At 54.2% G+C, this 11,952-nt stretch carries 5 protein-coding genes; all 5 read right to left on the reverse strand.

The genetic code is table 11. The features are described from left to right. Positions 1–35 precede the first annotated feature (35 nt). The 5 genes from WJU22_RS23710 to WJU22_RS23730 all read right to left on the reverse strand — a co-directional run bounded on the left by WJU22_RS23710 (position 36) and on the right by WJU22_RS23730 (position 11,940). Positions 36–3,560, reverse strand: coding sequence for an alpha/beta fold hydrolase (locus WJU22_RS23710; protein ID WP_341840649.1), 3,525 nt, complete (start codon positions 3,558–3,560; stop codon positions 36–38). A gap of 10 nt (positions 3,561–3,570) precedes the next feature. Beyond that, positions 3,571–7,836, reverse strand: a complete 4,266-nt coding sequence (locus WJU22_RS23715; protein ID WP_341840650.1) for a hypothetical protein — start codon at positions 7,834–7,836, stop codon at positions 3,571–3,573. Then, positions 7,799–9,886, reverse strand: coding sequence for a CHAT domain-containing protein (locus WJU22_RS23720; protein WP_341840651.1), 2,088 nt, complete (start codon positions 9,884–9,886; stop codon positions 7,799–7,801). Before WJU22_RS23720 ends, WJU22_RS23715 begins: the two co-directional genes overlap by 38 nt. A 301-nt stretch (positions 9,887–10,187) precedes the next feature. Further along, on the reverse strand, positions 10,188–11,306 hold the full coding sequence (locus tag WJU22_RS23725) for an acyltransferase (RefSeq protein ID WP_341840652.1): 1,119 nt from the start codon (positions 11,304–11,306) through the stop codon (positions 10,188–10,190). A gap of 100 nt (positions 11,307–11,406) precedes the next feature. Further along, positions 11,407–11,940 (reverse strand): GNAT family N-acetyltransferase, encoded by a 534-nt coding sequence (locus WJU22_RS23730; protein ID WP_341840653.1) that lies wholly within the window; start codon positions 11,938–11,940, stop codon positions 11,407–11,409. Positions 11,941–11,952: the final 12 nt, after the last annotated feature.

An 11,952-nucleotide genomic window follows, 5' to 3' on the forward strand; every position in this document is an offset into this window, starting at 1 on the left:
TTCATGGGCTTTAGTTGATTTGTAAAGGATCCTGCTCAGGCTTCATGCTGCAAATACTGCAACAACAGCCTGCGGCATTCCGCGTCCTGGAAATAGGAAATATGATCACAGGGAACGATGTCCACGAATCCATGCCCATTCAGCCCAGGCACGCCTTTCATGCTGTCTACCGTTACCGCCATATCGTTCGCCAGGCCATCATACACCCTGGCGGTCAGCCCCGGGTAAACCACATTCCGCTTGATGGCATCTGCCAGTTTCTGCAGGAAATGATCGGCGCCAGTATAACGGTCGAGCTGGGCGGTGTCACCGCCCAACAAGCTGTACCGAACGCTCTCGGGCCGTTGGCCTTTCGCCAGCTCGTTTATGATTTTAGTATCGGGCTGCATTTCCTGCAGGGTATGGGTCGCATCCAGCTTCAGTTTTTTCAGCAGGAAAGAAAGTCCGGTCAGCACGTATTTGACGGGCCCGGTCACGTTGAGGGCATGCGTGATGAGCGACACGATGCCCAGCGGCAGTTTGGTGATATCCGAGCCCTTGCTGGGCGTGCCCACGAGCACCAGGTGTTTTACGAAATCGGCGCCGTCCTTGAATTCGATCATGTAGCGGGACACGAGCCCCCCCATCGAATGCGCCACGATCGTCACTTTGTTGCCCCCTTTAGCCAGACCAGACTTTTTAAGCGCCTCATACAGATTACGGGCGCTGTCGGCGATGGAACCGGCGAGGTTCTCATAATCGAACGTCATCACGTATTCCGTGTCGGCGGCCAGTTCCGGCATTTCCCGCGCGCTGGCCAGCATGCCTTTCGTATCGCCGAAAATACCGTGGACCAGCAGCAATATCCGCTTGGATTGCGGTTTGCCCAGCCATTTTTCCATTTTTCCCGGATCGGTGGCCAGGGGCTCAGCAAGATTGTCGGCGAAGCTGTACAGCGCTATGCCGAAAACAGGTTTCCGGAACATTTTACAGAAGTACAGTTTGATGGAAGAGCCGATACTCCGTGTGGATATGGCCGCAGCGGAAAGCGTGCCGGGCGTGGCGGCGGGGAGCCGCGTCACCAGGACGTTGCCATTATTGTCTGAGTACCCCAGCGGATAATACAGTCCGGATTCCGCGTCGAACCCGTAAGGGATGGTGACTTCTTCCGGTTGATCGGCAGACCGGGTAGCGGAGGTTTTTATCGTGGGAGAAATGACGATCGGCGCATCTTCCGAAATCGTTTCCAAGCCTGCCGTAACTTCCAGTTCCAGCGCCTGCACGAGGTTATTGCCGGGCTGCTGCAGGCTGTTCCCGAAGGCTGAGCTATCCGTGAGCACATCGCCCCAAATAGCAGCAGGGTTGCCCAGGTTATCCGCGCTGCGGAAATTGCCGTTGAGGTCGGAAGCCGTGATGGCCGTGGCCTTTGCCTGGAAACCAACCGGGACTTTTACCTTGAACGCGGAAAAATCCGTGCCTCCTTCAGAAAGCACCTGCTGTTTTTCCTGCCGGCGAATGAGGACGCGGTGGGTAAACACCATCCAGTCGGCCGCGGCTGTGAGGCCGCCGTTATCATCGTCATAGCCGATGCCCCTGGTTTTCACCTCCCTGGTGGCTACCTTGTTCACGTCCGTTTCCAGCTGGTCCTGCGCGAATCTCGAGAGGTCGAGGGGTTGGGTAGATACGAAGATCCGCAGCAAGTCCGTGATTTCGATGATGCCGTGCGTGAGGTAGGATTTGTTCATGACTACGGGGACCGTTCGCTGATAGGCGGCGCCCGTTGCCCAGGGCACCCGCATCTCGATAGCGCCCTTTCCCTTCACCAGCTTCCCGGCACTGGCAGGAACAAGCCCCGCCGTGACTCCGAAATCGCTGCTCATATACAGCACGCCCACATAGCATTCGCTGACCGGCGCCGTATCCCGGATGGAAATGGTATAACGGAAACCGGGGTTGTAGCCTTTCTGATAGCTCAGGCGGATATCGTCTTCCAATTGAAACTTATCTACCGTTTCCCCTTTGAGACCGTCCGGGTTCGCGGCATTCCTGATATCCTGACCTTCCACGATTTCGAGCTTCACATCGAAAAATTCATTCCTGAAACCCGCGCTGCTGTTCACGATCGCGGCAATGCTTTGCCAGCGGCCCACCGTGTTGGCATTGTCCAGGAACAGGGCGATTTCGTTCGTGCGCTTGAAAAGCGGCATTTTTCCCGGCGGACGGCATAGCATCAGCATCCCATCCTCCGAAACATCTATCACATATTCCGGATCAGCGATCTGTCCGAAAAAATCGATGTCCGCATATAAAGGTTTACGCTTTTCATTCTCCGCCGCGATCCGGTTCACCAAGTCCGCGTTCGCTTTCAACGCATCCGTCAACCCGATATGGATGGCGGCGCCCGCCAGCTTGAATATCCAGGCCGAATAATGTTCCGCATTAATATCAAGCGAAGAAAGTCCCGCTCCGGAAAGGATGGACAGCTCGCTGGTCGTGGCAACGATTTCCGCTTCCACATCGATCTTCCCCAGGCCGTCGACCACCCTCACCAGCGAACGTTCATTCCCCGCAGACGCCGTTATGCCCTGCATCGCGCCGCCGTACATCACCCATTTCATGTCGCCGTTTACGTTTGCATAGCGAACGGCGAATGTCTGGCGATAAGGAACGATATCATTCTTTAGGAAGGAGCGATGCATGTCCGCCTCCGGGAATGCTTCGATGACCGGGTGTTGATCCGAAGCGCGGTTATTGACAGATACCCCCAGTTGCTGGATGATGCTTTGATAGCTCCGCGCGGTACCTCCTGCTTCCAGGCACGCCACGAGGCGCGATGTAAAAACGCCGCCATCGTCCGTTTCCAGCGCCTTTTCAAAATCCTGCGCGGCCGATAGTTTGACATAATTCGCGTCTTTGATGGACGCCCGCCCGTTCCGGGGATCATAAAAACCGGCGGGGTCGTTGAAACCGATGTATTGGTCCAGCGGAACGATGAGGGAAGAAGGCGCATCCATCCGGGAACGGAAAGTGGTAGCGGCGGCGGTGCCCCGCGTGTTGTTCCCTGCGTGGCAGCAATCCATGATCACGAGGCAATGCGGGCCATTCGCCCGAAGCGAGCGCCACAACAGGTAAGCGAGCTCCTTGTCGATCAGGTCGCGGCTGCCGGCATTCATGCCGTCTCGGCTATCGACGCACACGATCGTTTCACTTTTACGGTCTGATTTCGTGTAGGCGAATTCCGGTGCGCTTTCGATCTGCGATCCATGTCCGCTGTAATAAAATACACAAACATCGTTCGGCCCTGCTTTCCCGAGGTGATCGAAGGCGATGGTCGAAACATTGCTGAATGTGGGGGCATGAATTTCCGAACCGGCGATGGCGGAGCTTTTCAGCAGCTGCCGGTCATGCCCGTTGGGCGCCAGCAGGTACAGGGGAACATATTCCATTCCGTTTCCCTGCTGGCGGCAGAGCTCGCGGAGGAAGGCATCCATCTTCAGTACATCCTTAATGCAACCATTAAGCGGGTTGTGCTTGTAATCATCGATCCCGATGAGGGTAGCATACAGTTTTACAGTGCTCATGACCAGACATTTAGCGGCTGATGCCGAGGGTTTGCAATTCGTTGTTAGAAAGTTGGGGAATAAATTTTTCCAGGCGGGAAGCGGTGCCATATTGCCAAACCAGTACGCTGTCTCCGCTGGCCGTGATGATATAGGGTTTTCCGGGAACGCCGGCCATGTTCGTGATCTGCCCAACCGGCCCGGTGAGCGGGCGGATGACCATTTGTAAAATATCAGCCTGCGCCAGTTTCCCGAAATTATCTGCGACCAGCACGCTGGAACTATCCAGCAATGAGGCTTTTCGTTGATTACCGAACAGGATGGGAAGTTCCCTGTCCCTGAATTCCCGCTGTGCGGCGCGGGGCTCCCTGCCTAATTGGGCCAGCAGCAAAGCCGGTTCCGTAGCACCGGAAACCACCGATTTCTGAATGGGGGTATTAGCGGCCGACTGGAGGTAATTCAGCAGCAGCCACCTTCCATCGGGTGAAAACAGCGCACCGTTCAGCGCCGCGAAATTATCCGGCTTGCGAACGAGCGGCGGACGGTTGCGATTGTAGTCGAAAATGTCGAAAGTCCCGCGCGCACCGGTTGCTACGAGGTAATTGCCTGCCGGAGAAAGGTAAATGGCCTCCCGTTTGGAGGTGATGGTGCCATACCGGGCATCGACCACATCCACATAATATGCAGTGCCGTTTCCGGTAGCCACTATAATTGTTTTGCTGTCTGGTGAAAATACGGCGTCGGTAATTTTTTCCTTTTCCATGAACCTGAAAACCTTCCGGCTGAATTTCTCCGTCATTTTCCGGTGATTGGAAAAAATCCGCAGCCGGCCTTCATCGATCAGGAGCACAGACGCCCCGTCCGGCGATACGGCGGCGGCGGTGATATCCGTTCCGCTGATCCCGTCGGCGGCGTTTTCGTCCAAAAGGGACTCGGTGCGCAGCAATCTTACCTTTTTCTGATGCACCAGCATCACGAGCAGCCCGTTCCGCTGGAAAGCGGCGGTACGGAGCCCTGCATTGATATCGATGCTGGTGGAATCCAGTACCCTGAAAGTACCTGTTTCCAGGAGGTAGAGTTTCTTCAGGCTGCGGGACGCGACGATCATTTTGCTTCCGTCGGGCGATACATCGAATATCTCACCCCGAAAAAGATGGGTGTGGTAATATGCCGGTTCCGCCGCCATCTCCTGGAGGTACTGTTCGGCTTCGGCGTTCCCGGGATCCTCTCTCCTTGCGATCTCGGCAATGCGGAAGGCTTTCCCCATATCCAGATTCCTGTTGGCATCGGCCAACCGCAGGAGATATCGGATGCCTTGGTTCCTGATATTGCGGATACTGTCATAATACTCTGCGTAGAACCTCGTAAGTTTAATCTGCCGGTTCAACATGTCCGTCTGAATACTGTCGTTGGTGCGTTGGATGATCTCCTGTTTCTTTCTGATGGCTTCGTCTTTTATTCGAAGGTCGGCGGCCTGGCGGCGGATCAGAATGTTGTCCAAACGTTGCTTTTCGGCGAGGGCCTGCTGTTGTTGTCTGATGATCCGCTCGTTTTCGGTAGCGGTTTCGGCAGCGAGCGTTTTGGCGTCTGCCTTCTGCCTTTCCTGTACGGCAACTTTCATATTGGCATCGGCTATCTGCACCTGTAGTTTCAGACTTTTACTATCCCTGATACTGTTCCATAACGCGAATGTTAACGCAACAGCCGCAATAGTGCTGAGGACTAACATGACCGCCATCAAAAATCTGTTCCGCCGCTGAATCCGTTCATATGCGTTTTTCTCCGCTTCCCTTCTTTTCTTTTCGGCATCCCTGGCTTCCACGCACGCACGTATGAACTTGGTTTCTTCATTGTTCAACCAGTTATTGCTTTCCAGCATCACCTGTTCTACGGAAGGGAGCCATGCGCCTTTGCTCGTCGCTTCCACGTTGTTTTCCTCCAACGCGGCTTTGAGTTTGGTTTGGAGATCGAGGACGTCTTTCCCGCTGTCGTTGAACCATTCCATTACCCGGGGCCACGACCTCACGAGGATGTCGTGCGCAGGTTCATAAAACGGATCTTCGGGATCCGGGCCTTTCACAATCAGCCGGTTCGTTTTCAGTACGCCCAGCACTTCCTTCACCCGCGAATTCTCCAGTTCGTTTTCTCCGAGGAACTCGCTGGCCAACACCCTTTTACCGGCAAAAACCCCTGCAGAAGCGTATATCATGCGTAGCATGACGTTTTTAAGCGTTTGTTCGTATAGCGCAAAATCGTTGGGATGGCTTTTCCGGATACCGGTGAATACTTCTTCGGCTTTCTTCTGCAAAGCCCCCATGATCCCCTCCTTCGTGTCAAAATCGGCTTTCCGCAAAACGCCGTCCTGCTTCGATTGGGGAATTCTTTTCATCCGTATGCTGTACCGGTTGTACATTTCGCTCAGGCTGAAGGATATGAGTGGAAGGGCACCCGTAGTCTGCGAGCTGTACGCACTGTCCGCGATTTCATCGACCAGCGAAGCCGGGAAAAATTCGAGCCCGGCCAGGTAAGCCGGTTCTTCTATCGCCTCGCAGATTTCTTCGCGCGTGAAGGGCGGCACAACGAACCGGCCTTCCTTCCATTCTTTTACCAATGGCGATGCCAGGATAAAATGGGTTTCGAAATCGGCCCTCACCGTTACTACGATCCGGAGGTCATAGGGCTTATGCGGTGCTTTCTGGCCCCAGACCAATCCCAAAATCCGCTCGTAGACGGCCATTTGCAGGTTTTTGTCGCGGATGCGGGTCACCAGTTCCTCGAACTGGTCTATCAGCAGGATGTATTTGCCGTTTACGCCATACCTGCACGGTGCCAACGCGGCTTCGATGCTCTCCAGTGGCCGTTCTCCGGCCCTTATTATGTTCAGCGGCACATATCCTTCGCTTTCCAGGCGGGGGAAAAGACCGGCTTTTATCAAAGAAGATTTCCCTGTGCCGGAGTTCCCCACTACCACTACCAGGTGGTGTTGCAGCACCTTGTTCATCAACTCCCGGATCACTTCCGTACGCCCGTAGAAAGCATGGCTATGCCCGGTATTATAGGCTTCCAGGCCCATGTACGGGTTCCCGTTCAGGGTGGGTTTGGGATTTTTGCCCCGCATGCGGGAAAGCTTCACGTCCCGGATTACGGACATGAGGCTTTCGTGGGCCAGCTCATAAATATCGTCTTTCCTTTCGCCGGGCTCCATTCGCTCGCCTACCCTACGGATGATTTTCATTTTGATGAAATGGTCCCGCAGGCCGGTAGAACCTTCACCCAGCACCGCTTCTATCTCTGCGCCGGTAACATGCTTCTTTACATCTTCCGTATCCGACAAAAAACGTTTCAATATCCGCCACGCTCCTACCACCGGCGCCGCGTCCTGCGCGGCGATGCGGGTATCGAGGAAATATTTCAGTACGTTGCCCTGCGCTTTCAACCATTGCACCGTGTCCTGATCGATCACGGTCCGCTTCCCTCCCCCTTCCTTTCCATTTCGCTGTGTTTGGGCATGCTGCCAAAGCGCGTCCAGAAATACCTGGAGGTACGGCAGGTCCACCTCCTTGTCCAGCTTCGCCTCTTTGAGGATCAATGCCGCCATTTCCCGTTCCTGCTTACTGTATTTACCTACCGGCAAGGTAAGCCCGGCGCCTTGCCCCAGCGCGATGCCGAAATGCGCGCAGGTATCCAGGATCACTTTTTCCGCGGCGGGAACGGTCATGGGCCTGATGCGCAGCTGTTTCCTGAATATTTCCGGCTGCAGGGATTCCAGTTCTTCCAGTCGCGGCCGGTATTCTTCACGGATCACGAAGATCATCTTGCAGGGCACGTCCAGCCGGCGGAACTGCGCGAGCGTATCGTAAAAGGCAAAGCGCTCTTCGTCGGTCCCGAATACATAAAATTCTTCGAACTGATCGAAAATCAACAGTAATGGCTCAAAAGTGTCGATGTAAACTTCTTTCAGCAGCTCACGGGCGTTCAGCCCATCGAGGTACTTCCGCATCTCGGCAGAAACCTTTTCCTGGAGGCGGTCCATCAGGCTTTGGTTGATATCGGTCAGCCGCCGGACGGTGATCTTTTTCCATTTGAAATGCTCGATCTTTTCGGCCAGTCCGCATTGGACCAGGCTGGTTTTCCCGGTACCGGAAAACCCGTATACCAACACGATGTCAGACTCCTCCGTGAGGCGGTACAGGTCAGCGACCTCATCGTTCCTTCCGAAAAAGATATTGCTTTCCTTCTCCAGGAAGGAATCGAACAGCTTAAACGGACTGCACTGGATTTGCTGGGTGATAGGCATTTTTTCCTTTCCTGATAATAAGGTCCTTAAAAAAATCGATTTCGTTTTTCAACTCCTTCATCCTTTCATTGATCCTTCTTTTCTTATCTGGCGTGATGGCGCCCAGTTCCGTATCCAGGTACGTACCGGCAGACTTGACCACCCTCATATCTTCCATATTGTTCGAACTGCGGTATACATAACTGCCGTTGCTGGAGTGGCTGAAAAAATACAGCTTGGCGGCGTCGTTCCCTTTCAGTCCGTTTTCATCGATGATGAACGGGGAAAGGCTCATGAAATCGCGGAATGTATTCCTGTCGATATCCCGGGCAAACACTACGGAATAGTTATGGAGCGGATTGGCGTATACGCCGCTGTAATCCCCGTCGATGTCCGCACCGTCGAGAATGATCCTGCGGATCCAGAACTGGGGCTTGGCCATCGACCGCCGCTGGGAATATTCCACGTCTTTCACGGTGGTCAGCTTGTACCGCATGAGGAACCCTGCGCTGGAAAATACCATGATGAGAATTTCTTCCACCCGTTCGCAAACGGAGATTTTATCCAGCTTTTCGAATTCCCCGTTCCGCAGCGATGCTTTCAGGCCCTGCATGAACAGGTGCACATTTTCGAATGCGTTTTCCCCTTTTTCCGGAAACATCGCGTGCAGTTCCCGGTATTCTTCAATGAACGGCGAAATGCCTGCGTTTTCGAAGACCTTCCGGATGGTGACGAGCAACGCCGGACTATTGATCAACGCGTTGTTGGGCTCTCCGGAAGTGATGAAGTTGCGCAGCACTTCCCACTGGCCGTCTTCCAGCTGCAGATCGCTTCTTTTCATCAGCTCGTCGAGGAAGCAGTTCAGCATGGAAAAGCTCAGTAGCTGCAGGGCCACATTGTATGCGGAAAGCTGCCGCAGCAGCAGATCGTCGTAGTTTTTACTGTTCGGCACCGCCAGCCCGGCCCTGACGAGTTGATGGAGATGCTGGCCGATCAGGAAGGGCAAGTGTTTGATGATTTCGTCGGACAAGATGCGGAGCGACCTGGAGTCATCGTTCCTGTCCAGGTTTTCATATTCTGCGCGGATCAGTTTGATCGACAGCTTCCTCAACACGGCGGGAACGCCTTCATTTTTGGGCGCTTCGTCCCTTTTCAGGAAAGTATAGAATTCAAACGGCAGAAACTTGAGGGCCGACACCTGGTGGGTCGTGTTAAGAACGTGCTCACATGTTTCCATGTTGTCCTGGTCGGCCTTCGAGCATGCTTCCTTCTCCAGTTGCGCTGCACAAACCCGTCTTACCGCCTGGAGGTCCGTGTTGTCCCATTCATCGCGCCCGGCGGTAGAAATATTGCTGGCGATGCTTTTCACCAGTTCCACGCAGGGTTTGTAATCGATGTTTTTCGTTTCCATCTGGAATTGCAGCTCGAAGAGCATATTCTTCTGGAGGTATTCCTCATCGGCTACGTAGAGGGAGTAGACATTGCCTTCGGGCATGGTTGCTTCGCTGTCGGGGAAGTCGATCCCCCTGACGATGCGCTTGAATTCGGGAATGCCTTTGGTATGGGAAGACAGCACGGCGCTTTTGGCAAACTCGAATGAGTCTGCCAGGGTGTTCAGGTTATAGTAAGCGGTGTAGAATGCTTTGGCGAAAGCCGTGGCCACGGTATCGTCTACAGCGCCCTGGGTAACGATTACCGCTTTTATGTTTGCGGCGATGAGATCGCGGGCCACTGCATCGGTGTTGCAGCCATTGAGGAAAACCAGTTGCAGATGGGGCAATTGGTTCAGTATACCGGCAAATTTGTCTATTTGAACGTTCCGATCGAGGAGGTGGACCGTTTTGCCTTTGGCATGGCCGGCGTAATGGAAGATGGTGATGCGGCCTTTGTTTTCAGGGATGGCCAGATCGCCGATGACGCTATCGAAGGTGGCGTTGGGCACGGGGCGGAAGTTCATCTTCTGGCCGTCGGTAAATAATGCCCGCAACACTTCCAGTTCCTTGTCGATCTCCAATGCCATGTCGCGCTCGCCTTTCGCATCCGCAAACGCAGCCAAAATCATTGGTACCATATAATTGCTTTTATCCATAAATGAAACTGGCCTGGCGTACCAGCTATTTAAGGCAGGGAGGAACAGTTAGCTCCGGGAATAACCTTTTCAGCCGGTAAAACAGGCTTTTCAAAGGCCATATGGTTGAGGCCTGGGGTAAAAAAATCGTGTTGATGGGGCGCTTTGTCAAACAGGAAATATACGGGGCTGCTTTGCGATCATTTGAGGTTGCTACATTCCGTATGTCCGATCAATGCTATGCTCATGCACCTATTATAAAGTAACGCTATTTTCATGAATTAAAAAACAGCATTAATACTTATTATTTATTTTTATAATCCAACCTGTTTGCGCGGTCGAGACGTGCCTTCCGCCTATCGTTGAGGTATTTTCTCACGGGGATGTCGAACAGTACCATCACCCCGTATGCAAAACCGGTCAGCAGCACCACTCCGCCAACGATGATCATCGCCAGCTGCGCCCCTTCGGGCTTGTGTTCCGTGTAATAATTCCCGAACATCCACAAGGCGGCGTAATGCGTCATGTACAGCGGGTATGAGATCTTTCCCGAAATATCGCAGAGCTTCCGCAGGCCCGTATGCAACGTTGCGCCGGCGCCCAGCGCCACCAGCAACGGGAAGTAAAACAGCACCACCAGCGCTTCGGACAGCCAGTTCCACGTAGAGAAAGGCATGAGAAATGCCAGCGACAGCAGGATGGACAATCCCGCAAAACCCAGCCTGTTTTTGATGATCCAGTTGGAGCGGTAGATCAGCAATCCGGCTAAGAAGGAATACGATATCCGCGCGCAGCCGTCCCAGAACGTGGGGCCGCTCCAGCCGCCCAGCAAATTGCCGGCACGGAAGCTGACCCAGCAAATCCCCGCTGCGGCGATAACGGTCAAAATGATGATGTACACGCGCTTGAGCCGGCACAATACGAATGCGTACACGATGTTGGCGACATATTCCCAAAACAGCGACCAGGAGGGCGCGTTGAAACTGAAAAGGTTAAAACCGCGGTCGGCGATCACCGGCAGCGGGATCATGAGGATCGAACAGATAAATACGACTGCGATCAAACCGGTATCATACGTTTCGGGATGACCGCCGAAGGGATCGAACAAAAACGCCAGCAAACCCAGTACAGACCCTAATATCACGAGCGGATGCAAACGGATGATCCTTGATTTGAAGAACTCGGATACGCCCATTTTGGCGATGCGGTCGTCGTACGCATACCCGATCACGAAGCCCGACAAACAGAAGAAGAAATCCACCGCCAGGAACCCGTGCCCGATAAAGTTCCGGGCCGGATCGGTGAATACCCATTCCATGAAATGGAAAATCACAACGGCCAGGGAGGCGATGCCCCGAAGACCGTCGAGAATAGCGAAATGCTGCCTGGTTTGCAGTATGGTGGAGGTCTTGCTGGTATCCATTTCCGTTTTTACGCCGCCGGGTTTGGCTTACATGCATGGGCGGGGGCTGCCAAGTTATCTAAAAATGCTACCATCGCAAGTTGGGCGGGAGGAAATAGCTTTACAGGCGGATGATCATGTGAATGTCTTTCGGTTCCTTGCTGAAAAGGGCCTCGTCCGGCTTTGCGGCAAGGGCGCTCCCGTTTCGACGGTAAAAGGAAACCGCAGAGCGGGTTTCGGTGGACGAAACATACAAATACGCAGCGCCCCGCTTCCGCGCTTCGCCGGCCAAACGCTCGAGTATCTGCGTACCGATCCCCCGCCGCCGGAATCCCCGCGAAACATACATCAGCTCCACCGCCAGCTGGTTACCGGCCTCCCCGATCCACCTGTGCCCCAGCACGCCGAACCCCACCAGCACACCATTGCTGAAGGCGCCGGTAGCGAACCCGCCCGCATCGAGCGTAGCCTTGTACCGCTCTTGCAGTTCGCGGAGCGCATCCGCGTCCCAGGAGGCGCAGTCGATATGGGTTTCATTGGCCGTCAATTCCCCGTTTCGCATCTCGTACAGCAGGTCTATGACCTCCGACCGGTCGATCTGCGCCAGCAGCGGGGCTTGCGCGGCAGTCATGATTTCGTGGGAAATGGGAGCCATGGTCCGGTGTTT

The organism is Chitinophaga caseinilytica (assembly GCF_038396765.1).
Taxonomy (GTDB): Bacteria; Bacteroidota; Bacteroidia; order Chitinophagales; family Chitinophagaceae; genus Chitinophaga; species Chitinophaga caseinilytica.

Excerpts from the sequence above, each read along its gene's own strand:
- WJU22_RS23710 (WP_341840649.1), bottom strand. The coding sequence starts at position 3,560 with ATGAGCACTGTAAAACTGTATGCTACCCTCATCGGGATCGATGATTAC.
- WJU22_RS23715 (WP_341840650.1), bottom strand. The coding sequence starts at position 7,836 with ATGCCTATCACCCAGCAAATCCAGTGCAGTCCGTTTAAGCTGTTCGAT.
- WJU22_RS23720 (WP_341840651.1), bottom strand. The coding sequence starts at position 9,886 with ATGGTACCAATGATTTTGGCTGCGTTTGCGGATGCGAAAGGCGAGCGC.
- WJU22_RS23725 (WP_341840652.1), bottom strand. The coding sequence starts at position 11,306 with ATGGATACCAGCAAGACCTCCACCATACTGCAAACCAGGCAGCATTTC.
- WJU22_RS23730 (WP_341840653.1), bottom strand. The coding sequence starts at position 11,940 with ATGGCTCCCATTTCCCACGAAATCATGACTGCCGCGCAAGCCCCGCTG.